Here is a 24,506-nt window from a genome sequence, read left to right on the forward strand (position 1 = left end):
TCCATTACGATTGCTCAAGTCTCAAGGCATCGGCCAGCGCACAGAGTGCAGTATCCAGATCGTGTGAACCGCTCAAGGCGTGGGTCAGGCGCAGATGTTGTGCGTACAGCCCTTGCAAACTGAACAGTTCCCCCGGCGCAATGACGATTCGTTGCGCAAGCAGCCGCTGGAACACCCGTCGCAGATCGACGCGCCGCGAAGATCGGGTCCAGATCGTTGCGCCCCCTTGGGGCTCCAGCCATTGCAGGCTGTCCCCCAGCCGCTCGCGCAGCATTTGCGTTGTCGAGAGCGCACCTTCACGCAACAATCGTCGCAGCACCAGCAAGTGCTGATCGATCCGTCCGTTGCTGTACAAACGGGCGATGGCCTTCTGGCGAATCGGTGACAGACGAAACGCGCGTAGCAGGAAATGTCGCTGCAACTCCAGCGTCAGCTGTCGCGACAACACATAGCCGTAGGGGGCCTCGGGGCCGATGGTTTTTTCGAAAGTGGAATAGACGATCAGCCGGTCGGGGTCGAGCAAGTCTCGAAAAGGCGTCACCCCGGCTTCGAACGCCAGGTCTGTATAGCTGTCGTTCTCCAGCACCCATGTGCCGTGCAGATCCAGTAAGCGCGCGACGGCGCGACGGTTGTTTTCAGGAGCGAGCGTGCCCCTGGGCATGTTCAGGACCGAGGACAGGATGACCAGGCGGACCGCTTTACTCGTCAGTAATTGTTCCAGTTGCTCGACATTGATCTCCCCATCCGCCAGCAGTGGCAGTTCGATTACGTCGATATCGGCCGCCTGCAGCAAGCGCAGGACGGTCCAGTCGCAGGGTGATTCGATCAGCACCGTGGCGCCCTTGAGCGCCAGCACGGCGATCAGAATCTCCAATACACCGCGCAGATCAGCGCCGATATAAACATCGTCGGCGTTCCAGCACCGGGCCGGCGAAGACGTGTAGCGAGCCGCCAGCGCGGTGCGCAGTTCCAGCTCGCCCCAAGGCTGCGAGGGCATTTGTGAAGAGCGCGGATACTGACGCAGCAGCTCACGCTCCAGTAACAACAGCGGGCTGTCCAGCGGTTGCATCGACGCAGGCTCGTCAGCGCTGAGTACCAGCATTCCCGGTCGTCGTGCATTGACATACAGGGTCTCGAGCAAATCATCACCGCCGCCCAGCGTCGCAACGCAGGGTACTGGCAACGCGTAATAACCGGATTTGGCGACCGAATAGACCCGCCCTTCCTTCTCCAGCAACGAATAAGCGTACTGGATGGTAGAGATCGACACGTTCAGGCGCTCGGCCAGTTGCCGTAACGACGGCAAACGCACTCGGGCGTCGGCGCCCAGTTCGTTGATCAGGGTGGTGAGGTAACGATAAACCGCCTGATACGCGAAGTCTGTTTCCCGGCAACCTTTCATGGGGTTGGGCCAGGCGACGTGGCGAATGAATCCGTCAAATCCTGCCCCTCAATGCCGTGCCGCACGTTCGCGCATGGCATCGTCGCCCTGCCCGGCTTCTTCAATGTCAATGTCATCGACAGGTTGCTGCGCATCCATCCCCGATGCCTGCTCCTGCTCCGGCGGCGTGATACTCGCCCGATACAGCTTGCCGAGCATATCGATGGACAGGCCACTGACGTCGACCATCCATTGCGCCACCTGATCGGCAATGGCCGCGCCCTGCATGGCCTTGTGCAGATCGGGCATCGCCACCAGCATGCCGGGATGACAGCAGCGCAGGAAGTGCTCCAGGCCAGCGCCTTGCTCCACGAAGGGCGCGAACAACATGCACACCAGTTGCGTTTCGTTGAGCCCCAGGGTCTTGTGCGCGTCGCTGGCGGCCTGGGCGCGCCGCTCGGGGATGGCCGTGGGTGGGCCGAACAGCATGCGTGCCTGCTCGCAGACGTGCTCGGGCAACTGCTTGCGATGCATGATCATGATCGCTCGTTGTACATAGTCGCCATAACCTGCCTCATAGCTGCGCCCCTGCAGATAACAGGCCTGCAGGCCATGCAGGTGAGCTGACAGCAGTGGGCTCAGGTATTCGTTTTCCGGCGCCGATGCGACGAGTTCATCGGTCCGCACCCGAAGGAATTCACTGAACAGCGGCCAGTTGGTTTCTTGCGAACTGTCGACGATCAGGTCGTCGATACCGATGTGACTCACGCGCCGACACGCCTCGAAATGCCCCTCGGGTTTCCACGCGCCCTCGTGGTCCTGACCATAGAAGCCCAGGTAGGGATTAGCGCCCAAGGTATCGAGTTGCGCGAAGAGACTGTCGAAACCGCTGGACGGGTCAGTCGCCAGGCCGACCTTGCGGGCGGCACGTCGAAGGCCCGACATGAACTGTTTTTGCTCGCGAGGCGTATCACTGCTGACTAACGAGTCCACGCCGCGCTCCCAGCGAGCCATATGCCGATAGAACTCCGCCATCGCCAGGTAGCCGTGATCGCCTACTTCCAAGGGGCTGTCGATCGAGCGAAGGTGGCCCAGAACCAGCGTGTCCATGCGATTGGCCTCATGCCCGGCCGCCGACAATGGCTGCTTGTGATTGAACGGCACTACCTCGCGGTTATCCGCCATCAGCAGTTCCACCCGGGGGTCGTCGTAGACGAACAGCGCGCTGTAACAGCGGTGGATGTTTTCCAGGGTCGCCTGGGTGGTTTCGCTCAGGCGTGGCGTGGCGACACGCAAGTCGAAGGTCACCGGATGCCTGCCGGCGATGCTCAACTGTGCGGCCCGCAAGGCGGTCAGGACATAAAAACTGTCCCGGCTGCCGTTCTGGACCGTCAACACACGATAGTCGCCGATCCGGTCGATGCCGCCAGCGGCGACAATTAAACGCTGGATCAAAAGCTGCAACGCCGTCCGTTCCGCGCGGGAATAAAAACCTGACAGTCGCTGCAATATCTGTTGATACACGTGATTCATTGCCTGCTCATGAATTGAACTCATAGCCATATACCTGGAAATTCAAATATCGGCGTCGCACCGGCATAGCGTGACCGGGCGACGGGTTGATCTGGAAGGTTGTTCTAGTACTGCAAAGAGTATTGGTAATACGCTCAAGCTTTGCTTGTCGTAATTATTTGATACATAAGCTGTGGAGTTCGCCCGCTTCGCCTCGGTACGTGCCTGCAAGCCCATGAGGCATTGGGTTTCAGCGATTCCGCCCTGCGTCCTAGGAAGATTCCGACAGCATCCTTCAGACAACGAGTACGAAAAACAAAGAACATGCCTAACTTCAATTGTCCCCCTGCCCCAGTCAGTTTTTTCCACAGTCGATTGATGGCGTTAAAATAATTAACGCTTGATGCACCTTTGCCCGAAGGATGACGATTCTCTAGAAACTTGTACTGCGCCACGACTTCTTCCTTGAGATGGAAATCAGCGTTCAATTATCAGGACTTAAATAACGATTAGAAGATACAGATTGAGGGCAAAAACCAGTTCAGTTCTCTGGGGATTAAACGCTTTTTGGGTGTTGAGTGAACTGGACCGCCCAAGCGAAGGCGTGGTTGCCGCGCACCAGGGCGTCATTGCCGAACGGAGCGGCAATGGCAGAAGAAAGGAAGGAAAGCAGGTTCAGGCCGAAGGCAGCGCAAGAGTCGCCATGCTGACTCTTGCGCGGAGGAGGAATCAGGCGGGGTCGACTACCTGAAGGGCAACGCGTTCACGGCAGGGGCATTCGCCCATGTAACGGTGGGCTTCGACAAACTCGGAGAATGGAAACACCCGGGTCTTGAGCGGCAACAGCACGCGATCGGCGGTCAGTTGATTGATATCACGCAGCGCCCGCTGCAATGCAACCTGATCCTGGATGATGCCCAGTTCCGGCTTGCCGGTAAAATTGCCGATGCAGTGCACAAAGAACTGAATGTTCTTCTGGAACGCCGCACAGGCCGGGAACGGCGTCTGGTTGCCGCCTTGCAAGCCATACAGCACCAGGCTGCCCCGCGGCGCCAGCACATCACCGAGCAGCGACATTTGCGGCCCGCCGAGGCCATCGAACACCACATCGACGCCACGGTTATCAGTGAGCTTGTTGATTTGCATCAGCAAGTCCTGCTCTTCGGTGACGATGACTTTCTCGGCGCCGAGCGACAGCAGGTACTCACGCTCATCAGCGGTCTTGGTGGCCGCGATCACCCGTACACCCAAGGCCTTGCCCAGTTGCACGAAGGATGGTCCGGCGCAATGACTGGCATCAGTGACCAGGGCAAACTGCCCCGGCTTGACCCGTGCCAGGTCCACGTAGGCGAAATAGGCGATCAGCAGTGGCGTGTAGTGCACAGCGGCTTCGATCGGGGTGAGCACGTCGGGATAACGGGTCAGCGCGGTACGCGGCAACACGATGATCTCACCGTACACCGGGTAATCGTTAGGGCTCTCGGCAGGGAAACTGGCAACTTTGTCGCCTACAGCCAGGTCGTCGACACCGTCTCCGACAGCCGTCACCACCCCAGCCATTTCATGACCAAGGCCCGACGGCAGGCGCGCCTGGGACGACGCCAGATTCTGGCGCCAGAGGGTGTCATACCAGCTGATGCCGATCGCTTCGACACGGACCTGCACTTCTCCTGGCGCAGGAAGAGCCGCCGCATGCTCTTCGCATTTGAGCACCTCGGCACCACCAAACTTGTGAAAACGGATCGTGCGGGACATCGCAAACCTCGTCAAAGTAACCTCTAATGCCATGAACTCTATCCGGGCTTTGTACCCAAGACCATCAGTGGCTATTAATAGTCGACATGCCTGTCATTGATTCCGCAGCAAGAAAATGAACCCAGTCTTGTAGGGCCTATCCCTAAGAAAAAGCAATTAGCCGGTGCAGAGTACCAGTCTTTCCCCGTAAGATTCATGCCGGTCATTGTTCTCATATGGCCGCTCACGTCAAGCTTGCTGAATCTGCCAGGACCCCAGATGAATCGTAATGACCTGCGTCGTGTCGACCTGAACCTGTTGATCGTGTTCGAAACATTGATGCATGAACGCAGTGTGACCCGAGCCGCCGAGAAGCTGTTCCTCGGCCAGCCAGCCATCAGTGCCGCGCTGTCACGGCTGCGCAACCTGTTCGATGACCCGCTGTTCGTGCGCACCGGTCGCAGCATGGAACCGTCGGCCCGGGCGGTCGAAATCTTCGCCCTGCTCTCCCCAGCCTTGGATTCGATCTCCACGGCGGTCAGCCGCGCGGCGGAGTTCGACCCGGCCACCAGCACCTCGGTGTTCCGCATCGGCCTGTCGGACGACGCCGAGTTCGCGCTGTTGCCGATGCTGCTCAAGCGTCTGCGGGCCGAAGCCCCGGGCATTGTCCTGGTGGTACGCCGGGTCAACTACATTCTGATGCCGGGCTTGCTGGCGTCCGGTGAAATCTCCATCGGCGTCAGCTACACCGAGGATCTGCCGGCCAACGCCAAGCGTAAAGTTTTGCGGCGCAGCATGCCCAAAGTGCTGCGGGCCGACACTGCGCCGGGTCGGCTGACCCTGGACGAATTCTGTGCCCGGCCCCATGCGTTGGTGTCCTTCGCCGGGGACCTGAGCGGTTTCATCGATGAAGAGCTGGAGAAACTGGACCGCAAGCGTCACGTGGTATTGGCCGTACCGCAGTTCAATGGCCTGAGCACGTTGCTGGCGGGCACTGACATTATCGCCATCGTGCCCGACTACACCGCCGACGCACTGACCGCCGCTGGCGGCGTTCGCGCCGAAGACCCACCGATTCCGGTGCGCAGCTTCGAACTGCACATGGCCTGGCGCGGCTCCCAGGACAACGACCCGGGTGAGCGCTGGTTGCGTTCGCGGATTCAGATGTTTTTTGGGGACCCTGAGAGTCTTTAGGCGTCGTCGGGCAGGCTGTTTAGCTGATCATTTCTGGCTTTTCATAGGCCATGGAGATCCATTCACTTCCAGTGGATTGCTACATTGGGGGCACATCTGAGGGCATGCATTGGATCGTTTGAAAAGGATGCCCCAACCTAAGGTCCGGCAGCCCCTTCTCGGAAAAGTCATACGCTACTGGTCGCAAACCGCCGTCGAGCGCTATCCGATTACATCAGCGTGTCGATTACTATCTTCTGGCCCCTATGAAATACTGCCGGCCCGGTGCAGAGACACGATACGATTCTCCCCCCGAACATAGCGGCATGACCAAACGTGACGGAGACCAACACGATCAATGAGGAACCGGTGTAAGCGTATGGTGAATTACCCTCTCGCTCTTATGGCCGGGGTCGGGTAGGTGAATTGCCGGACGGCTTAGACGTTGATCACCTCCAACCCCCGCCACGAATACCCAATCTCGCGTTTCTTCACTGGGCTACCGATCCGCGGCAGCGCCTTCAAATTTCACGCCCATGACCGAGAAAGTTCGAAGCGCGAGGATCAATCACAATCTTCCCGCGAGATATCCGAAAAGTCTGTGAGCACATCGCAATTGATGCAGTGGTACATGCCGGAAGCGTCTAGGTAATGCATACCGCAAAAGCATCCACAAAACGGGCAGCACTCTTGAATCTCCAAATCACCCCACGCCCAGACGCCCACGTATTCCGGTAACGCGTCTCGCCCATACCCCGTGATTTCGAATGCATTAGCATTTTTCGCTATGAATCCATCTTCACCTTCATCCATCAGGATGGGCAAGACGTCAGCAGGTTCGATCCGGAACCATTCTCCTATCTGCCTCTGTGGCGCGAAATGGATGTGGAGCTTCCTTTCAAGAGCTGCATCATTTTCTGAATGAATCCAGTCCATCACCTCCAAAGGAAAGGGGCTACCGGTCTGTAGCTGACCAGGCCGACGCGTGATGTCGCTAGCGCGCCCAACTTTGATGTGGATGCAATTGTTGGCCTGTACCTGACCAATGAATAGACCGGCATCGCATTTTTCTCGATAGAGGTGAGTCGGGACGAAGGGGCTGAAGAAATCCGCTGGCTCACCCTACTGAACCTAAGGGTTTATCTTTCGGGTGACATCAAGCTTACGATGCATCAGCGATACCATCGTGAGAATGTCGAGGGCGTCTTGCTCGGACATAGGCCAATCTATCTTCGTCGCATGCGCCAAAGGATTGCGGACGGCGCCGAACAGTCCGATTAGCAGATTCGCAAATCCCTTCTGCTCACTTTTCTCAGATTCGGTGGCCAGGGGGCCCAAGGCAAGCATTGGGCTTTGCCCAAGGAAAGCCTTTGTCACCAAATCGGCCCCATCGCCATTCAAGCCCGAAAGATTTCGGATTCGTGCCGCAATCCCCTTTGTAGCCTCAAATACGGCGTGGAAGTAATTTTCGCTCAACAGTTCTGCCCTACAATATTTCAAAACCTCCTCATGTACTGCTCGGGCTTCTAGCGCAGCTTTGAGCCGGCCTACACGGGCACGGGCCACATCCAGAGTGGTTGCCTTGTCCGCACGCCCGACCTTTCCATCATCGCGCACATAGAATCCCGAGAATGCTAGGACAACGTTGAGCTCATCCCTGCGCCAAATAAAGGCCTCACGATCCCGGGCGTAGCTCACAGGATTCATAGCGCTGTTGATGAAAAGAATGAGATGGTTCCCGACCTGATGCTGGTTTTGCATTTGTGCCAAAGCGTTGAACAAGCGCTTCCACTTGGTGTTGTTGGCGTCGGCGTCCGGAACGCGAATGTCTTGGAGGAGATATCCAATTTGAGTGCCGCTCAAGCCACGTTCAGTATCAGCCAGAACACGACATGCAGCTTCTAGGTGTTGCGAACTAAAAGGTGGGATGCGGGTACTCAAAGCCAATCTCCATCGGTAAACACTAGAGTGCCACTCGAGCAGCTGGGAAAAATAGCCCATAGGCCAATGTGTCGAATGAGAGAGCGCACGAGGTGCTAGCCCTCAATATCCGATCTGAGGTTTTCCTCCAGATGCTCAACTCTGGATGTGCCCGGAATTGGGAACGTGACCGGCGAGTAGTTCAGAAGCCATTTCAAGGCATGGGTTGCCGAGGCGGACTGGCCTCGAACCTCACCGGTTGAAAAATACCTTCCGGCGCTCAGAGGCGCGTAGGGAATGAACGCTATTTCGTTCTGCTCACACCAGCGGATCACATCCTCGGACTGGTTATCCAGGATGCTAAATTGATTCTGAACCGCGGCGATGGGTGCAATCGCAATCGCCTGCGTGATTTGAGGAATATCGACTTTCGACAAGCCCAGGCATTTGATCTTCCCTTCTTGTCGCATCTGCTCAAGCTCCCCGACCTGGTCAGCCAAGGGGACATTTGGATCGACACGGTGCAAGTAATACAGATCTATCGCTTCGACGTTGAGCTGCCTGAGGCTCATCTCAACGCACTGGCGCAAATACGCTGGAACGCCGCATGGCGTCCACTTGCAGGGACCTTGACGGGTGAAGCCACCTTTAGTTGCAATGATCAGGTCGTCGGCATAGGGAAACAACGCTTTACGAATTAGCCCCTCGGCCACATTTGGCCCATAGGCGTCAGCGGTATCGATGTGTTGCACGCCCAACTCCACCACTTTACGCAGGAGCTGGACGGCTTCAGCTTCAGAAGCAGGCGGGCCCCAGATGCCCAGCCCCGTGAGCCTCATGGTGCCAAATCCGAGGCGCCTCACCTGCTTTCCTGCCAAGAGTCCCGTACGGGGGCCGGTCATAAGTGCTCCAACTTTTGAAGGATTTCGATGTGTAAGCTATCGAGAAGAACATCTCGTACGTCAGGAAAAAGCATCTGATGCTGGATCCCGAAGTCGCTCAAGATCTGATGCAAATGGCTGTCGACGGACGCCCTGAAAGGCAAGTTGGTATCGCGTCCTGGGCCGAGAGCAATGGAGCTATCAAGCCTGGTCGCAACGATTATCGTGTAGCCAGGAAGCTGGCTCGTGATTAATGATTTGACCGCTTCTACCTGGTGCATCGGTGCAGATGTACCCCGATGCTCGATTGCGGCATTCCAATACGCCACGGCATCCATGATCGGTCGATCGACCAATATCACCTCGGCAGTGTCAGCCGCTGCTCGTTGCGCCTCAAGCGTACGGTCGATAAACCACATCGTGGAGTCGTAGGTATGCTGAGTGAGCAGCGGGATACCTTGCTGTACCGCAAGCTTCCCGAACGATGGGATGGTAGCAACGCAGATGCCTTTGCACTCAAGTGAAACTTTGAGCGCTTCACAGAAGGTGGACTTCCCCGTGGAGTGGGTTCCAGTGACACCTAAAAGAACAGGCTTCACCATAGGCTTCCTTGTTCCGGGGGAGGCGATTGCTCGTAAGGTTGCGTTTTGAGCTGCGCGATTTTGCAGATATCCTGCCAAGTGCTGGCAGCTGAATTTTCGATGAGATGATCAAGCAATAAGGCCGTCGCATAAGCATCATCTGCTGCCCGGTGGAGCTGGTCGGCGACCTTGTCGCGCAGCCCTGTATCAATGAGCAATGACTCAAGCCGATGGCTCTTGGCGTGAGGGTAGACGTGACGAGCAAGTTTCAAAGTGTCGATGACCCCCACTGGCGACCATTCGGGTAGGTGACGCTTCATCACGCCATAGTCGACCGACGCATTGTGCGCGACGAACCATCGGCTCTGCAGGTGCTGCTCGACGTTATCCATGATCTCAGCCCAGGATGGGCAATTTTCCAGCTCCGCATTTTTAATACCGTGGATTCGCTGGGCCTGCCAAGTGATCCGGTGGACGGGCTTGATTAACCAAGACAGAATCTCGCGGTTTTCCGTCGGTGGAAATGAGGCGATTCCCACCTCGACCAAGTCAGGTGGCGTATGCCCATTGCCCTCAACGTCTACGATGATGATTGGTTCAGGGGGCCAGGCGAAGTCTGTTTTTAGCATCAGAGATTCCTTGTCGCCTCGGCGCGGCCATGGCGCGCGTAGTGATGGGGTTTGTCAGCGTCGTGCACCTGATAGCCTATTGAGTGCTGTAAATAGTAACGACGCTGTTCATCCAGGCCACGAACGACAATCGCACGGTCGTTCACCTGCGGGGCTTCCACAGCACCCAGCTCGTGGCACATTCGATTGAGAATCTGCTGATCTGGCTTCTTCCATGCCGCCTTGCAGATGGAGAATTGGGCGCTAGGGCAGGTATCGCATAGTTCGGTGATGCCGAAGTGTCCGTTGTAATCGGGTTGTGCATGCGCAAAGGCGACTCCGCAAGAGGTTTTGTGGAAGATCGGTGTCACCTGATTCTGTTCCCCATACAATCTGAGCAACCTATGCTCATCTTCCAGCGGGAGTAGTTTTCGTCTTGCCGTCATTTTGTAAGGTTCAGGGATTCCTTGGCTCTGGTAAAACTCAGCTATTTCCTTTCGATAGAACAGCCCGCTAAATACGGTCGCATGGGCATGGTTGGCCAGCGCCGCGGCCTTTGCAATGTGTTCTAACGAGTCGTTTAGCCCTGGAACGATTGGGCGCCAATACAACACCACTTTGTAGTGCCTCGCTTGGCGGAACAGCATCTTCAGACTGTTGGCAGCGATCGAAGACTTGATGGGCTCGATCTTCGGATCATCAATTCCTGAGTACGTAACCAGCACTGTCAGCTTGATATTTCTGAGAGTATTGAAGCGCTCGCAATCGTCCTGAGATACGCGCCATCGAGTGATCACAAGCACATTGTTGGTTAGCCCAGCCTCATCAAGCATACGCAGCAGATTGTGAGTATGACTCTTGACCTCGGGGAGCATCGGGTCAGTAGCCCGGTTGAACAGCTGAATAGGTGTGATATGAGGCTGGAAAAACCTATGAGTGATAAATCGCTGGAAGGCTTCTTCATCGCTCATCAGCGCCTGCGGCGTGCGCTGATCGAAATTTCCATAGAGGTGACGAACGCAGTAGCTGCAATCGAGTGGACAGCCAATGATGTGATTCAAGCTGAGCCCGCTTTTGCGGTACCCGACTGGATCTACAAGATTCGGGTTAGCATTTTGTAACTGCGTCGAGTCGATGATTCTGACTTGGGATCTCACTGCGATTCTCCTTGCTTGCCATCGGGTCATCAGATGGAGTGAGCGCCCATTTAGGGTGCCTACCCGCCCATCCTTGGTAGGTAACAGTAATGGCTAGATGATAGCTTGATTTCTGAACTCACGGGCAAGCCCAGCTCATATGGCTGAGCCAGTAGTTTCGCTGTCCGCAGCATCCCACGCTTAAGCGCCCTCATAATGTGATCCAAATAAATTGCGAACCCAGCGAAACGCACTGGAACAAAGGCCACTAGTAGAAAGCCTCGCAGATCAGATAGAGCACTGCAGCACGCGCTTGACCAATTGCACGATGCTGGAAATGGTGCTTCGTTCGCTTATTTGCTGCTTTGAGGTCATCATTTGCACTGCGGACGACTTGAAGTGGACTAGATGCTCGGCCCGGTCACCGAGACATCAAGGATCGACGTCCCTCTAAATGCCGCCGGGGCTTTGACCGCAGAACTCTCTCGATCCATTGTCCCCGCGCTTCGCCTCCAACATTTGATGTTTGGTGACTGCTGACCCGCCAAGTCAGCGCGCTCACTTTCTGGCCGAAGAGGGACTGGTCGAGCATCGCGGGCAGCGCGTCATACTGAGAAGAGGAAACACAACAGTGTATAGTTAGCGTCGCAGAGCATCACGAGGCTCAGGATGCTCGCACAGCGGTTGCGTCGTCCGTCCAAGCTTGCAGATCGATCAGACCCGTTCATTCATTCTGAGATGCAAGCGGTTGAAGATCTGACCGGACGTCCCTGGGTTTCGCCAGCCTCGAAAACGTTGGCACGCCGCTGACCACGGACCGAAGTGATCTGGCTTTTCTCAAAACGAAGCCCCCGAAGGTCATCGATTGGGTTTCTTAGGATTTCGTGCAGAGTGCCAGGCACCATGCCCGGCAGTCTTTTCATTTGAACTTTCAACAAGCCCCCTAAGGGTTGGCGATGCCATCATTACGCTTAAACGATGTCAGAATCGTGTCGTTGCCTCGGTGCTCTCCAATGCATTGCCACCAAAATTTCTTAACAATTCGTTAGTACTGGATAATCATGTCCCTAAAATATTGATGATTCGTTATCTTGTGACTGAACAGGCAATCCACGAACTCTCCAGACCCTATCCCAATTTCGTTCACCATTTCACTGATAACAAATTTGTGCCTAAATCCATCATAAATCTCCTGATGTAGAGTCACAAAAAATTCTTGAAAATTTACATCTTGATAACACTCAGACAGGATGCCCGACTCATAATGATACATCCTTTTAGATTCACCGTAGCTGTACTGAAATAAACCGTCCAATCTTTCAAGTAAAACATTCTCCATATGTACCAACTCATCTCTAGACACATCATGATTGCATTTGAAAGCACAGAACAAATAGTAATTAGGGTTTGCTGAGCTGTATGACCGAGAGCCCAGATCCCCCATAGTTATACCTATCTTGGCGAAGCGGTCATTACCTGCGTCGGCCCCTAGATATAGCCATCTATCCACTGACGTAAAGTTCATCATTGTCTGCGTATAAGCATGATCAAGCTTATAGTCATCAAACGAAATCGATTCATCCCAAGGAAACTTGTCTTTTCTCAAAATACCACCCAGCTCATTCACGAATAAAAACAGCTTTAGTAGCGGTTCCGACATACGGAGATTTTGTCGCTTATCCTGATCAAACTCGCAGCCGCTTCCAAGATCCTCAATCAGATGGGTTTGAGGTTCATCTTGGCTTCAAAAATCAGCAGATCGCTTTCCTCGTTGTTGATCATCATGTTGACTAGGCGAGGGCTCACTTCGATCTCGCCGCCAAGCGTCGCATGCACAGTTTCGGGGTACCGTTCGAGCATCAGATCCGCTAGGCCATGGCTGTAGCCATCGCGGATGAGCTTAATCTTCGTGTCATCCGCAGTACCGTATTTGATGAGTTTGTAGAAGCCTGGATCCAGGGCACCTACCCCATTCAGCACCTCGACGAACTTGAAAATCTTGTTATCGAAGAAATCGTCCTCGTCCTTGAGACGGACGATTGCCAGGTTAATACGCTCGCCGTCATCCTTTTGGGAGATTCTTACCCAGTTCTCGTACTTGCTGTCGCGATATTTGGTATCACCCCATTTACCCACGAATACGTGATCGCTATGGCTAGTCTCGACCAGCTTTTTCCAGTACGCGAGCGTCTGTCGGATCGTCTGCTTGATGCTGAGTTTCTTCAGCTTCCAATCCAGGATCATGGCGTAGAAATTCCGGGCAGGCTCTTGCTTGAGACGCACCAGGTCGCTGTACTCTCGGCTGTCGTCGAAGTGATCGACGAACGATTTGGAGATCGCAAGCATCAGCCTGTCAACGGTATTGATGACGCCGTTCGCCTCGATGCCTCGCCTGATCTTCCGTTCAATAGCCTCCTCCTCTGAGAACACGTCAATTTCACTGACACTGTTCGCGATGAGGAGCTTGCCCACCTGAGTGGTAACGTACCGACACTCTCGATCTTTAACCACGCCAGGATGCAGATTTTCAAGACGAGCCACGGCGTCGTCGTAGAGAACCGACACCTTCCCATCGATGATCTTGGTGGCTTCAAGCAGAACGTTGCTGACAGTGTCCTTGACCACCTTTGAGACGTTGACGGATTTATCGTAGAAAGTCTCAAGCGCTGCATTGTCGCGGGTGTAGCCATTTACGCCCAACAGGTAGATGCTGGACTCCAGCTTTCTCAACGCAGCCTTAGCTCCAGGCGCGAAGACCTCACTGAACCGGTTGACGCGTCCGACCAGGTTCTTGAATTGAGATGGCGTCAGCTTTTGCTTCCCTTTGAAAAAATCAAAGACGAAGAGTCGTTCGATCGGCAGGTTCACCCCTTCCAGAAGCGTGGAGTTGCAGACCAAAAACCTCATCTGCTTGGAGCTGCTGAACAGGTTCTCCAAGTAAAGACGGATGGTGTCAGGGATCGAACCATGGTGGTACATAACCCCTTTGCGCAGGCAGCCGATCAGTTTGTAGCGTCGGTCAAAAAGCTCTTCTAGCTCGGCACAGGCGGTCTGGATCAGCGGACAATCTACGAGCGGCAGCACGGCTGCCAGTTCAACCGCAAATGACTCAATGCTTTTTTTCCTGTTGCCGTAAACGATGTTTTTGGACAGTGCTTCGCCTTTGATGAGCTCGAAGCAGTTGGCATACCTCCGATCGAATTCCATCCAGTCATTCAGGAAATGGTCATAGAGCTTGAGCTTCGTCTGGCCCCTCCCTGCCCTAAAATCCTTGATGTAGAAGCGCTCAGACTTGATGTACTCGTCGATCTTGAATCCGCTCGGGATCATGTCCAAGAAGCGCACACGGACATTGAGTTCATCGCATAGGAAGGGAGTCAGGAACTTGAATGATGTTTCCGGATTACGAGCCCCCAGGATGCACAGCATGGCAGCCAGTAACTCACTTCTGCGGTCGCTCTGCAGCAGGTTGTGGGCCTCGTCGACGAAGACCATATCGAAGCTCAGCCCGGCGTTCTCGTTCAAGAGCCTGTTGAGCCGCTCCTGGGTCAGGACAAATGCCCTGTTCTTCCGCTCAACCGAATACATCTCGGGGTGGGTCACCACCTTGCCCAGCCCCTCAATGTCCGCGTAGATCAACCGCTTTTTCGTCTGGGCCAGCAGAGCCTTAGAGGGCACGAGGATCAGGATCCGCTGCCCTGGATTTTCTCTCACCGATTGGATGATGAGCTCAGATTTACCGTAACTGGTCGGAGCAACCACGACTGACGACTTACGGTACTCCGACTGAACAAATGTCCGCAGGGCATCTTGTTGCTCAGTCAGCACGATGCCTTTATCACGGAAGGTATCGATGTAGCTGCCCACGATGTTTCGGATGAACGACTCGCTGCGGTGGTCATCCTCGGAAAAGTAGCTACTGATCACTGCTGAGACAGGGTGCAGGCCACTGTTGAGTGCTACATCGTACAGCGCCTGGTACTGACCCGAAGCGTTACCGTAAAACAGGATAATGCGGTAGCCGAGACGCCGAATTTCGAGGGTCTTGTGGTTAAGGAGCAGCACGGCGATAGCCAAAAGTTTCACGGTCTCTGTGTTACCCAGTTCGTCTCCCTTGAGGAGTTGGAAATACAGATCCTTGAACTTGGTGTTGCCCAGCTTCCTGATGGTCAGCTCTTCCATGCTACTGCTCCGCCTCCTGCCTCAAGAACTCTTCCAGCTTTTCCATGGTGCCTTTGTGGAGGGACAGCACCCACACCGTTTTGAACACAGCTTCAGCTACCAGCTGGGTGGTGAAATTCGAAACGGTATTTTCGGCGATAGCCTGGGACACTTCGCTGAACAGGGCAGAGACCAGAAATACATTGTTGTCCGAAGCACTCGCCCCGTCTTCTTCAGCCAAATCACCTTCCATCTCCAAGATCTCAATCACCGAGTCCCGATAATTGGCTTTGTTGTGGATCGCATTTTTCGCGGCATTGATCGCGTTGAGCCAGTGATTGAGCTCCGGCTCAGCCAAACGCCTCTTGAGGTCATCCCGAGCCAAACGCAATAGCGCACTTGTGGCCGAGCAAGACGTCTTGTCCGCCCCTCTGCCGCCCGACTTGACCTCGGTGATCCAGACGTTGTTGGTTGAGGTCTCGTATAGGAGGAGATCGAAGCCCTTCCGGATACTCTTCTCTTCCATATTGAAAAACGGGGAGACCACATCGAAGTCGGGGAAGAGCTTCAGAATGATGACGTGAGACAGGAGCTCACCCAGCATGCCAATCCGGGTTTCCCAAGGCTTCTTGGAATAGCGCTCGTTCCAGAAGTGCTTAATCGTCGCAGGGTATTTGTAGATCGCCCTGTCCTTGCTGGCCTGATCAGCACCATGACAGATACGGGTGAGGTTTTCCCTCAGCGCGAGCTTGAGCCCATCAGAAAAATTCTCGACACAACACAGGGCATACTGGTCTACCTGCTTGAAGCTCACGCCATCCATAACACTTCCTACAAACACTAAACCGCAGAATCCTCTTGCGGTTGCTGCGCACGATCAATGATCCCACCCTGATTAAGGGTAGGCACCAGCTGAGCAGTCGTGCGCGCGAGTCAAATCTAGTCGGGGACGACCGATAGCGGCACTATGCCAGCGTTACCGCAAGTTAGCGTGATTGACGGGAGTGGTAAACATGATCGTAGACAATTTTTGGTGCAAATCGTCGGAGGTTGCGTAATGGCTGTATAAATATCCAATTGTTCGTAGGACAATCAGCGTCGGACTAAAAGATACGCAGCACTGTAGACAGCTCCATTCGACGCCACTGGTCATTCCCGACTGAGAGGTAGGCAATGTGAGCCCCCTTCCCCACTTATGAACTACTGAAAGCCATCTGAATCCATCTGGCTCTGCCGGAAATCGCCACTCGCGAACCTGATGCACTGGGAGCAAAATTGGGGGCACATTTGAATTTTTTCCGCCTGAAAACACCGTCCTAGAGCCAAGTCAAAATGTTCTTCGGGGATCCGGAAAGCCTGTAACAGAACTCCACCGAGTTTCGAAAAACGTTTAATACGACTGCACCGCAACGCGGTCCTATTTACACAGGTGTTGAGTGGCCTTAACAGCTTCAGTCGTTGAAACAGTCATGGCGCACTCAACAACGGATTACGCTCTCGACCTCGCAAAATCCTAGGCTAGAGCTCTGATTTGTTCAGACTAAAACCTGTGTGGCATCACACTCTCCACTCCGCTGTAAGGCTCAAACCAATTCGGCTAAAGACGCCGGATTGAAGCCTTTCAGCTCCGCGTAATCGCCATTTTCCACTTTGGCGACCCAATCCTTGTCACTCAGCAGAACACGTCCTACGGCGATCAGATCAAACTCTTCGCGCTCCATACGCTCGACGAGCCGATCCAGGCTCGCAGGGGTTGAGCCCTGGCCGGCGAATGCGTGAGTAACGTCATTGTCCAGCCCGACCGAGCCAACGCTAATGGTTGTCGCTCCAGTGACTTTCTTCGCCCAGCCCGCGCAGTTCAGCCCGTTCTCACCATCAATTTCGGGAAACTCAGGATCCCAGAAACGTCGCTGCGAACAGTGCAGAACATCAACACCTGCCTCAACCAACGGTAGCAGCCACGCTTCCATTAATGCTGGGGTCTCGGCGAGGCGCACTCCAAAGTCCTGCTGTTTCCACTGGCTGACGCGCATGATGATAGGGAATTCGGGCCCAACGGCATGACGAACGGCAGACACTATCTCAGCGGCAAAGCGCGAGCGCTCTTTGATCGTCAGTCCGCCATAACGATCGGTGCGCTGATTGGTGCCGGCCCAGAAGAACTGATCGATCAAATAACCATGAGCCCCATGGATCTCGACTGTGTCGAAACCCAGGCGTTTGGCATCCGCCGCTGCCTTGGCAAAAGCAGCAACCGTGTCCGCAATATCCTCTTCGCTCATTGCCACACCGCGCGGGTCGTTTGGCGAATCGAGGCCTGATGGGCTTTCAACCGGCGCATCAGGCTCCCAGCCGCTGACGTCACGCACAGCACCGGTGTGCCAGAGTTGCGGCCCCATACGGCCACCCGCGTTGTGAACAGAATCAATCACGTTCTTCCATCCAGCTAACGCTGCTTCACCGTGGAAAAAAGGAATGCCGGAACCGTTACGTGAAGCGGGACGATCAACGACGGTCCCTTCTGACAAGATCAACCCGACCCGCCCCTCGGCCCGCCGCCGGTAGTAGGCGGCGCTCCCGTCACCGGGGATGCCCTCCGGCGAAAATTGTCTGGTCATCGGCGACATGACAATCCGGTTTTTCAGTTCAAGCGATCGGATGGAAAAAGGACGAAATAAGATGCTGGTATCAGGGTTTGACATTGGATGGACTCCGTTTGCTTTTGGAAGCCATATAAGTATATTTTGTAAACCAGATGTCAATTAGGCACTTAGAGTCGCCTAGGTATACATGAGGAAACTTCGATGCTGGAATTAAAGCCGCAATGTTTTTCGTCGGAGTGCCCAAGCCGGGCGCTGTTCGACCAGATCGCAGATAAGTGGTCAATGATGGTTCTGGCGGTGCTGGATGATGGCCCGCACCGTTTTAATGCCATCAAGCGTCGCCTGGAGGGCGTCACTCAGAAGGCACTGACACAGTGCCTGCGGCGGCTGGAGCGAAATGGTCTCGTCTCGCGCAAGGTCATTTCGTTCTCGCCCGTGGCAGTCCAGTATGAGATCACCCAACTGGGTCGAACACTGCAGCAGCCATTTCGCGAATTGCATAAATGGACGCTCGACAAATTGCCTGAAGTTGAAGCGGCCCGGTTGAAGTTTGACGAGGCTGCGCAGGTAAGCCTACCAACGCCACATTAAGTGCCTAATTGACTCTAGGTTTATCTGCAACCGCCTGATCAAGTTGGTGATTGGGTCGCTTAATTAGTCGAGCCGCCCACCATTCTCCCGTGCGTGCTTGATGTCTCTCGAGGGTGGAGCTCCGAAACGCCGGGCATATTCGCGACTGAATTGAGCGACACTTTCATAGCCGACCCGCAAGGCGGCCGTGTTCACATCGAGCCTATCGGTCAACATCAGGCTGCGCGCGGCTTGCAGTCGTAACGATTTTTGATACTGGATGGGGCTGGTGCCTGTCAGCTTGCGAAACCGGTGATGCAGGGTAGAGCTGGCCATTCCTGATCGTTCGGCGAGGTCGGCTACGTGCAGCGGCTTGTCGTAGTGATATTTTAGCCATTCAATGGCTCTCACGATGCCCTTGTCTCGGTAACCCTCGCGAGTGACGCTGCGCAACAAATTCCCCGCCTCACTGAGCAGCAGCCTACCGTATATTTCCCGCTTGATAAGGCCGGACATCAAGCCTGCTTCAAGCGGCCGGTCGATCAGCGTGGAGAGTCGAGCGAACGCATCGAGCATCTCACTCGTCGCCACACCGGATACGAAGCCCCGCGCCTCAGTAGTCATTTCCTGCTTTGGCGGTTCCAGGGTCAGGATCACCTCGTTGAGCATGGCAAAATCGAGCTTCAACACAATTGATAAATAAGGGATTTGCTCGGTAGCCGCGGTAACGCGAGCCAGTGTGGGTATATCGACCGAAGTGACAAAAAACGCCCCTTGCTCAAACTCACAGGCTTGCTCGCCGAACGCGATCTCCTTTGCGCCCTGCAGAATGATGGCCACGCAAGGCTCATAAATGCAGTACTTGGGCGTACCTAGTTCGGCCACTCGATAAAAGGCCAAGCCTGGAATCGACGTTGTGCAAACCTCGTTCAACCCAATCTGCAGAGTGACTTTTTCGATAAGCCGCCTGAGTGCCTGGAGGCGTTCGTTGGGCTGAGCGGGTTCGTGCACGCTTGGCGAATGCACATGGCTGAAACGGAACTGCGAGAAGGAACCGCTCGTCATCACATGCGCCCCTATATACGGAATGCTCGAGTTTGCTGAGAGTGCGTGACCAGCACAAGTGCATCGGCAGGATTGTGCAAAAGATACGGCGCATTAGGGTCACCCGGCCAACCCTCGTTGTTCTAATTTCTATTACGAATGCTGGCTTCGATGAGCCCGTGAACCCTCAGTCGTGAAAGGAATGCTGGATGGACAGACGAGATTTTCTTACCTATTCGGCGGCGGGTGCTGTTGCAGCCGCTTTGCTGCCAGCATCGAGTGTCGCAAGTTCACTGGCTACAGCCCCAGCGCCCTCTTCGCTGACAGAACGCGGAAGCGTGATGCCTACGCAAGGGCGGCTCGTGCGCACAGACCTGCCCCTCAATTTGCCCTCGCTTGCCATGAGATACATGACGCCTTAACGCTTTGGTATGGGCGGGACGCAGATTGGCAATATCTTTGCGCCGATCAGCGACGAGCAGGCGGGTTTGGTTCTGCAGGCTGCTTGGGAGGCGGGTGTAAGGCTTTACGACACGTCGCCGTTCTACGGGTTTGGCTTGAGTGAATATCGTCTAGGCCGCTTCCTGCACGACAAAAATCCAGACGATTATGTGGTCTCTACCAAGGTCGGACGCGTATTGACGGCCGCTGGTGGCCTACGTGCGGACCATGCTATCTGGAAGTCGCCGGCGCCCTTCAACTATCGATATGACTACACCGCAGCAGGCACGCGCCGCTCCGTGGAAGACAGCCTGCAGCGTCTGGGGTTACCCCGTATCGATATCGTCTTTATCCATGACCTCTCGCCAGATAACACTGAGCTGGAGAGCGGATGGGAAGCGGCGTATCAAATTGCCCGCACTGGGGCGATGGTTGAGCTTGAAAAGATGCGTAATGAAGGGCTCATCAAGGCATGGGGCTTCGGCGTCAATACACCAAACGCCGTGGTTCAGGCCCTGACCAGTAATGACCCGACGCCCGACATCGTGTTGCTTGCCTGCCAGTACTCCCTCCTCGACCACAGCGATGCGTTGCGCAACACCTTTCCGGCATTGAGAAGTAAGGGCACCAGTGTCGTGGTGGGAACACCTCTGAATGATGGATTTCTGGGAGGGCGCAGCCGATATAACTTCAGCCTGGATCTACCTGCCGGAGCGGTAGAAAAACGCGCGCGGATCATGGCGATTGCCAGCCGACATGGTATCGACATTCATACTGCCGCCCTGCAATTCGCGGCGGCACATCCGCAAGTGTCCGCGATCATCCCGGGGGCGCGTTCGCCGGGGCAGGTAGTTTCCAATGTACAAGCGATGAAGGTCGGTATACCGGCAGCCTTCTGGGAGGAGCTCAAGAGCCAGAGCTTGATCGATGCTCAAGCACCGGTTCCTTCCTGAGGAGTGGCCACGCCCGTGCTACCTGCTGAATAAGAACATTAGCCTAAGGTCGTAATAAATGAAGATGCGAACGTCTCTTATGTTTTTCGGCGGCCTGCTTGCGCTCTCCAGCAGTGGTCATTTACTCGCGGACACACTTGCGCTTAGCGTTCCGTTGCCTGATCCACTCCCACAGCTGAACGTTCTGACACTTCTGGTAGGTATACACCTGCTCGGTATGTGCTTCGGTCTTGGCGGGGCGACGATGCTGGACCTCTGGATCTTGCGGTGGATGCGCAGGGGCAGCCTCCCCGTTGAAATCGGCCGCACCTTTCACTTCATCAGCGACGCGGTCACTGCTGGGTTATGCCTCCTGTGGCTTTCAGGCCTTGGTTTCCTGGCCCTTTACGCGATGGAGTCGCCGGAAAAGTTGGAAAACCCCAAACTCTGGGCGAAGGTCATTGTGGTGATCGTCCTGACCATCAATGGAATAATCATCCACGCATTTGTGTTGCCAGCAGCCCTACGCGACTTGAGTCGCCCCCTGCTCTTTGGAGTCTCCCGCAGCAGAGCCGCCTTATTTCTCGCATCCGGTGCAGTTTCGGGTGTGTCTTGGTACACCGCTTTTGCCTTCGGCATTTTCCGTGAGTTAAACAATACCGTCACATTCACCCTGCTGGTCATCATGTGGCTTACGCTGGTACTAGCCGCCTCTCTCGCCGCAATTCTGCTCTGGTTAAACTCTGCAGCAGGCGCAAGAAAACTTCCTTCGCTCAGCCCTCCGACTTAAAAATAAAGAGTCTCTGTGCATGTTCTCCAAGTTCGTATTCGATTTTGTCGTCGGGGCCAGCACGAGCCTGGCCGCGACATGCCTTCATGGGAATCGGCTCGCCGAAAGAATCAGGCGTTCACATCCACGACGGTGCGCCCGCGAACCTTCCCTTCCAGCACCCGACCGGCGATTGCCGGAACTTCAGCCAGGCCCACGACTTGGGTGGTGCGGGCAAGCTTGTCCACGTCAAGGTCACGCGCCAGTCGTGACCATGCTTGCACGCGGGCACTCTGGGGCGCATTGACAGAGTCGATACCGGCCAGGGTTACGTTACGCAGGATGAACGGCAGCACCGACCCCGGCAGATCTGCCCCCTGGGCCAAACCGAAGGCGGCGACAACCCCTCGGTATTGGGTCTGTGCCAACGCATTGACCAGGGTATGACTACCGACAGAATCGATAACGCCCGCCCAGCGTTCCTTGCCGATCGGGGCGCCTGCCTCGGACAGGGTCCGACGATCGATGACCTGTGCCGCACCGAGCTCGTGCAGGTAGTCGGCTTCCTCTTGCCGCCCGGTCGAGGCGATCACGCGATACCCCAGGCCCGACAACAGCGCGATCGCCACCGAGCCGGCACCGCCACTGGCGCCAGTCACCAGGATATCGCCGCGCTCGGGGCTCAGGCCGCCATGCTCCAACGCCAGCACGCTGAGCATTGCCGTGTAGCCCGCAGTGCCGATGGCCATGGCTTGCTGGGTTGAAAATGCCTTTGGGACCTTCACCAGCCAGTCGCCACTCACCCGTGCTTTCTGCGCGAAGCCACCATGGTGGGTCTGGCTCAGCCCCCAACCGTTGACCAGCACTCGGTCGCCGGCCGCGAAACCGGGATTGCTGGAGGTCTCGACGATACCGGCGAAATCAATGCCTGGGATCAACGGAAACTGACGAATGACCGGCGAACGGCCGCTCAGGGCCAAGGCATCCTTGTAGTTGACGGTCGAGTACTCGATCACTACGGTCACGTCGCCTGGCATCAGGTCCTCGTCCTTGAAGTCGACCAGGTGTGTCGCGATGGCATCGCCGGGTTTGGTGGTGAGCAAAGCCTTGAATGTCATTGTTTTTCTCCGGTTCGGATGAGCGGGTTATCCGAACCCGCTTGTAGATGCATCAGGCAAACTGGTCAGTGTGCCTTTTGAACATCGAGCTGCAGCGACATACGGATGTCTGCATCCAGCATTCGCTCCGGAGCAAAGCATCGCATGAATTGCATCCGGTTGGCGCTGATGGAGGGTTGAGCGGCATCCTCTGCTTGTGAAGAAGATGCCCTCCCATCTAGAACCAGGTTTCCATCTGTATGCCGTATTGCCACACGCCGCCTGCGTTGAAGTCAGACTTGCCGAAGGAATCGGAGGTGCTGTATCTGTCCAGATCCGAGGACCAGTTCATGACGCTGGCGAACACGCGCAGCTCGGGGCGTGTGAGAAGGTCTCCAAAATCAGGTTTGAAGGTCGGGGCGACCGTGAACTTCCAGAAGTTGCCGTCGACTGCATTGCGTTGCAGGTAGCCCTTGGGATCGAGGTCCATGGTTTGCCAGCTCATCTCGTAGGCCATCTCGAAATTGCTATTGATTTCATTGGCCAGGCGCACGTTCAGTGTCATCCAGCGGTAGTCGTCGCCCTTGACGTACCGGTCCTTGCTCTGTTCGGCCAGTAAACTGGGACCGATGCGCCAGCCGGGGGCGATGGGCGTCTCACCATAGAGCGCCAGACGCAAAGCACGGGCGTCGTCGATCAGTTCGCCGTCCGAGCCGATGTTCTTGACCTCTGCCCCCAGGCCTTGCCCATAGAGCAACGCCGTTTTGAAGAAGCCTTCCCTGCCGAAAAAGTTCTTCTGGTGATTGGCCACCATGCTGTGCAGGCCGGAGTCCGCAGGTGTCAGGCCCGCCTCATTGTTGCGGGGGCCGATGTCGTTCTCTTTAGCGCCAATGGCGTTGAACATCCACTGCCACTGCCCATTGTCGAAGAACTGGTTGGAGGTCAGGATGTAGCTTTCAACATCGGCATTGACGCCGCCGTCACTGAACTCCCCGTAATTTCGCCCGATCAATGAGTAATTCGAGCGCCAGTTCTTGTTCATCTGCACGTCGTAGATGCCACCGCCGGTGCCAGCCAGGTAGATGACGTCCGAGTCCAGCCAGTGGATATCGAAATTGTCCCGGTCAAACCGCTTGCCTGCCCAGAGAGTGGAATTCTCAAACACCGAGTTCCCCTTGAACGCCGCGATGTGATCCAGTTCGGTAAACACCTGGCGCACGTTCAGGTTGCTTTCGTCGGCCGTCCAGTCGTTGGAGCTTTCTACGCCATCGGCAATGGACACGGTGAATTTTGAGCGGGTGCCGTTCTGCGCGTATTGTTCTTTCGACAGGTCGATCCGCATATAGGTGTCGTCCTCGTTCCCGAGTCGCCCCACGGCACCGCCGACGGAACCGGCCGGGGTTGTATAAGGGCCGCCACGACCGCCACCCAGACCGTCATTGACCAGCAACCCCGAGCGGGCGTAGCCCTTGAAGCTGAATCCGTCCGTGAGGGATGCGCCACTGTCTTGTTTTTCCAGGCTTTGTTGCCGGGCTTCAAGTTTTGCCAGCCGCGTGTCCAGCGTCGGCGTGGCAACGTTTGCAGTGGATGCCACCGGTTGGAGCGCGGGAGCGGCGAGTTTGAGTTGTTGCAGTTCCCTGGCCAGGGCCTGGGTTTGCTGTTCGGCAGCCGCGGCGCGTTTTTCCGCGGCGCTGGCACGGGCCTCGAACGCAGCCATGCGTTCTTCCAGCGTCGCAGCGTGAGAGGTGGCCGCCGCGGTGCCGAGCACGCCTGCGAGAAGCCAGCTTGATGCTTTCTGCATGTGGATTTCCCTGTTTTGTTTTTATTTTTGTGTTCCCGCAATGGTCTTTTTTCTTCGGCTTTTGAATTGTCAAAAACCGTGAAAAAAAGGATGCCTCATCGCTAATACGCTGCTACATTTGGCGATGTTAACGTTAACTTTTCTAAAAACAAAAATAAAGAG

21 protein-coding genes are annotated in these 24,506 nt (G+C 55.6%); 5 read left to right on the top strand and 16 right to left on the bottom strand.

The genetic code is table 11. The annotated features are described in order from the left end of the window. Nucleotides 1-4 precede the first annotated feature (4 nt). The 3 genes from AC3I65_RS12660 to AC3I65_RS12670 form a co-directional block, all read right to left on the bottom strand. The gene (locus AC3I65_RS12660) at nucleotides 5-1,402 is read right to left on the bottom strand and encodes an aminotransferase-like domain-containing protein (protein WP_047226437.1); all 1,398 of its coding nucleotides are present in this window, start codon (nucleotides 1,400-1,402) and stop codon (nucleotides 5-7) included. A gap of 48 nt (nucleotides 1,403-1,450) precedes the next feature. Next, nucleotides 1,451-2,938: a hypothetical protein gene (locus AC3I65_RS12665; protein ID WP_107322468.1), complete on the bottom strand. Its 1,488-nt coding sequence runs from the start codon at nucleotides 2,936-2,938 to the stop codon at nucleotides 1,451-1,453. A gap of 684 nt (nucleotides 2,939-3,622) precedes the next feature. Continuing rightward, nucleotides 3,623-4,648: a zinc-dependent alcohol dehydrogenase family protein gene (locus AC3I65_RS12670; RefSeq protein ID WP_047226435.1), complete on the bottom strand. Its 1,026-nt coding sequence runs from the start codon at nucleotides 4,646-4,648 to the stop codon at nucleotides 3,623-3,625. A 258-nt stretch (nucleotides 4,649-4,906) separates the two neighbouring features. Between AC3I65_RS12670 and AC3I65_RS12675 the strand changes: the two genes are divergently transcribed. Continuing rightward, complete coding sequence (locus AC3I65_RS12675; RefSeq protein WP_160892762.1) at nucleotides 4,907-5,821, top strand: LysR family transcriptional regulator; 915 nt, start codon at nucleotides 4,907-4,909, stop codon at nucleotides 5,819-5,821. 543 nt (nucleotides 5,822-6,364) lie between these two features. Here the strand turns inward: AC3I65_RS12675 and AC3I65_RS12680 are convergent. The 10 genes from AC3I65_RS12680 to AC3I65_RS12725 all read right to left on the bottom strand — a co-directional run bounded on the left by AC3I65_RS12680 (nucleotide 6,365) and on the right by AC3I65_RS12725 (nucleotide 17,789). Then, nucleotides 6,365-6,847 (bottom strand): GIY-YIG nuclease family protein, encoded by a 483-nt coding sequence (locus AC3I65_RS12680; protein WP_488524309.1) that lies wholly within the window; start codon nucleotides 6,845-6,847, stop codon nucleotides 6,365-6,367. An 84-nt stretch (nucleotides 6,848-6,931) separates the two neighbouring features. Continuing rightward, nucleotides 6,932-7,741, bottom strand: coding sequence for a TIGR02391 family protein (locus AC3I65_RS12685; RefSeq protein WP_310362514.1), 810 nt, complete (start codon nucleotides 7,739-7,741; stop codon nucleotides 6,932-6,934). Nucleotides 7,742-7,836: 95 nt separating this feature from the next. Next, nucleotides 7,837-8,622 (bottom strand): aldo/keto reductase, encoded by a 786-nt coding sequence (locus AC3I65_RS12690; RefSeq protein ID WP_488523826.1) that lies wholly within the window; start codon nucleotides 8,620-8,622, stop codon nucleotides 7,837-7,839. Next, nucleotides 8,619-9,200 (bottom strand): AAA family ATPase, encoded by a 582-nt coding sequence (locus tag AC3I65_RS12695; RefSeq protein ID WP_488523827.1) that lies wholly within the window; start codon nucleotides 9,198-9,200, stop codon nucleotides 8,619-8,621. Before AC3I65_RS12695 ends, AC3I65_RS12690 begins: the two co-directional genes overlap by 4 nt. Beyond that, entirely contained in the window at nucleotides 9,197-9,811 is a 615-nt protein-coding gene (locus AC3I65_RS12700) for a 3'-5' exonuclease (RefSeq protein WP_488523828.1), read from the bottom strand. The genes AC3I65_RS12695 and AC3I65_RS12700 overlap by 4 nt, the downstream gene beginning before the upstream one ends. Continuing rightward, complete coding sequence (locus tag AC3I65_RS12705; protein ID WP_488523829.1) at nucleotides 9,811-10,947, bottom strand: radical SAM protein; 1,137 nt, start codon at nucleotides 10,945-10,947, stop codon at nucleotides 9,811-9,813. The genes AC3I65_RS12700 and AC3I65_RS12705 overlap by 1 nt, the downstream gene beginning before the upstream one ends. Nucleotides 10,948-11,971: 1,024 nt before the next feature. Beyond that, entirely contained in the window at nucleotides 11,972-12,586 is a 615-nt protein-coding gene (locus AC3I65_RS12710; RefSeq protein ID WP_488523830.1) for a hypothetical protein, read from the bottom strand. 56 nt (nucleotides 12,587-12,642) lie between these two features. Beyond that, complete coding sequence (locus tag AC3I65_RS12715; RefSeq protein ID WP_488523831.1) at nucleotides 12,643-15,108, bottom strand: DEAD/DEAH box helicase; 2,466 nt, start codon at nucleotides 15,106-15,108, stop codon at nucleotides 12,643-12,645. Nucleotide 15,109: 1 nt separating this feature from the next. Beyond that, on the bottom strand, nucleotides 15,110-15,910 hold the full coding sequence (locus AC3I65_RS12720; protein WP_488523832.1) for a Hachiman antiphage defense system protein HamA: 801 nt from the start codon (nucleotides 15,908-15,910) through the stop codon (nucleotides 15,110-15,112). A 760-nt stretch (nucleotides 15,911-16,670) separates the two neighbouring features. Then, nucleotides 16,671-17,789, bottom strand: a complete 1,119-nt coding sequence (locus AC3I65_RS12725; protein ID WP_281459218.1) for an NADH:flavin oxidoreductase — start codon at nucleotides 17,787-17,789, stop codon at nucleotides 16,671-16,673. Nucleotides 17,790-17,891: 102 nt separating this feature from the next. Here AC3I65_RS12725 and AC3I65_RS12730 point away from each other — a divergent pair, with 102 nt between their 5' ends. Beyond that, nucleotides 17,892-18,281, top strand: coding sequence for a winged helix-turn-helix transcriptional regulator (locus AC3I65_RS12730; protein WP_445577876.1), 390 nt, complete (start codon nucleotides 17,892-17,894; stop codon nucleotides 18,279-18,281). Nucleotides 18,282-18,344: 63 nt separating this feature from the next. Here AC3I65_RS12730 and AC3I65_RS12735 read toward each other — a convergent pair whose 3' ends face one another. After that, a complete protein-coding gene (locus AC3I65_RS12735) occupies nucleotides 18,345-19,325 on the bottom strand; it encodes an AraC family transcriptional regulator (protein WP_160892792.1) in 981 nt (326 codons plus the stop codon). 188 nt (nucleotides 19,326-19,513) lie between these two features. On the opposite strand from AC3I65_RS12735, the gene AC3I65_RS12740 reads away from it, so the two are divergent. The 3 genes from AC3I65_RS12740 to AC3I65_RS12750 are packed head-to-tail and all read left to right on the top strand — an operon-like array spanning nucleotide 19,514 to nucleotide 21,467. After that, nucleotides 19,514-19,726, top strand: coding sequence for a twin-arginine translocation signal domain-containing protein (locus AC3I65_RS12740; protein WP_488523833.1), 213 nt, complete (start codon nucleotides 19,514-19,516; stop codon nucleotides 19,724-19,726). A 9-nt stretch (nucleotides 19,727-19,735) separates the two neighbouring features. After that, nucleotides 19,736-20,698: an aldo/keto reductase gene (locus tag AC3I65_RS12745; protein ID WP_488523834.1), complete on the top strand. Its 963-nt coding sequence runs from the start codon at nucleotides 19,736-19,738 to the stop codon at nucleotides 20,696-20,698. 58 nt (nucleotides 20,699-20,756) lie between these two features. After that, nucleotides 20,757-21,467 carry a hypothetical protein gene (locus tag AC3I65_RS12750; protein ID WP_196304593.1) on the top strand — a complete coding sequence of 237 codons (711 nt, stop codon included), beginning with the start codon at nucleotides 20,757-20,759 and terminating at the stop codon, nucleotides 21,465-21,467. A gap of 110 nt (nucleotides 21,468-21,577) precedes the next feature. Here the strand turns inward: AC3I65_RS12750 and acuI are convergent, their stop codons facing one another. After that, nucleotides 21,578-22,564 (bottom strand): acrylyl-CoA reductase (NADPH), encoded by a 987-nt coding sequence (acuI, locus tag AC3I65_RS12755; RefSeq protein WP_160892796.1) that lies wholly within the window; start codon nucleotides 22,562-22,564, stop codon nucleotides 21,578-21,580. A 217-nt stretch (nucleotides 22,565-22,781) separates the two neighbouring features. Then, the gene (locus AC3I65_RS12760; RefSeq protein WP_160892798.1) at nucleotides 22,782-24,344 is read right to left on the bottom strand and encodes a carbohydrate porin; all 1,563 of its coding nucleotides are present in this window, start codon (nucleotides 24,342-24,344) and stop codon (nucleotides 22,782-22,784) included. Between the last annotated feature and the right edge of the window lie 162 nt (nucleotides 24,345-24,506).

The organism is Pseudomonas sp. N-1-13, assembly GCF_057787095.1.

Coding starts and splice junctions, on each gene's coding strand:
- AC3I65_RS12760 (WP_160892798.1), bottom strand. CDS start 24,344: ATGCAGAAAGCATCAAGCTGGCTTCTCGCAGGCGTGCTCGGCACCGCG.
- AC3I65_RS12750 (WP_196304593.1), top strand. CDS start 20,757: ATGAAGATGCGAACGTCTCTTATGTTTTTCGGCGGCCTGCTTGCGCTC.
- AC3I65_RS12725 (WP_281459218.1), bottom strand. CDS start 17,789: ATGTCAAACCCTGATACCAGCATCTTATTTCGTCCTTTTTCCATCCGA.
- AC3I65_RS12690 (WP_488523826.1), bottom strand. CDS start 8,622: ATGACCGGCCCCCGTACGGGACTCTTGGCAGGAAAGCAGGTGAGGCGC.
- AC3I65_RS12710 (WP_488523830.1), bottom strand. CDS start 12,586: ATGTCGGAACCGCTACTAAAGCTGTTTTTATTCGTGAATGAGCTGGGT.
- AC3I65_RS12670 (WP_047226435.1), bottom strand. CDS start 4,648: ATGTCCCGCACGATCCGTTTTCACAAGTTTGGTGGTGCCGAGGTGCTC.
- AC3I65_RS12720 (WP_488523832.1), bottom strand. CDS start 15,910: ATGGATGGCGTGAGCTTCAAGCAGGTAGACCAGTATGCCCTGTGTTGT.
- AC3I65_RS12735 (WP_160892792.1), bottom strand. CDS start 19,325: ATGACGAGCGGTTCCTTCTCGCAGTTCCGTTTCAGCCATGTGCATTCG.
- AC3I65_RS12730 (WP_445577876.1), top strand. CDS start 17,892: ATGCTGGAATTAAAGCCGCAATGTTTTTCGTCGGAGTGCCCAAGCCGG.
- AC3I65_RS12675 (WP_160892762.1), top strand. CDS start 4,907: ATGAATCGTAATGACCTGCGTCGTGTCGACCTGAACCTGTTGATCGTG.
- AC3I65_RS12700 (WP_488523828.1), bottom strand. CDS start 9,811: ATGCTAAAAACAGACTTCGCCTGGCCCCCTGAACCAATCATCATCGTA.
- AC3I65_RS12660 (WP_047226437.1), bottom strand. CDS start 1,402: ATGAAAGGTTGCCGGGAAACAGACTTCGCGTATCAGGCGGTTTATCGT.
- AC3I65_RS12665 (WP_107322468.1), bottom strand. CDS start 2,938: ATGAGTTCAATTCATGAGCAGGCAATGAATCACGTGTATCAACAGATA.
- AC3I65_RS12715 (WP_488523831.1), bottom strand. CDS start 15,108: ATGGAAGAGCTGACCATCAGGAAGCTGGGCAACACCAAGTTCAAGGAT.
- AC3I65_RS12740 (WP_488523833.1), top strand. CDS start 19,514: ATGGACAGACGAGATTTTCTTACCTATTCGGCGGCGGGTGCTGTTGCA.
- AC3I65_RS12745 (WP_488523834.1), top strand. CDS start 19,736: ATGGGCGGGACGCAGATTGGCAATATCTTTGCGCCGATCAGCGACGAG.
- acuI (WP_160892796.1), bottom strand. CDS start 22,564: ATGACATTCAAGGCTTTGCTCACCACCAAACCCGGCGATGCCATCGCG.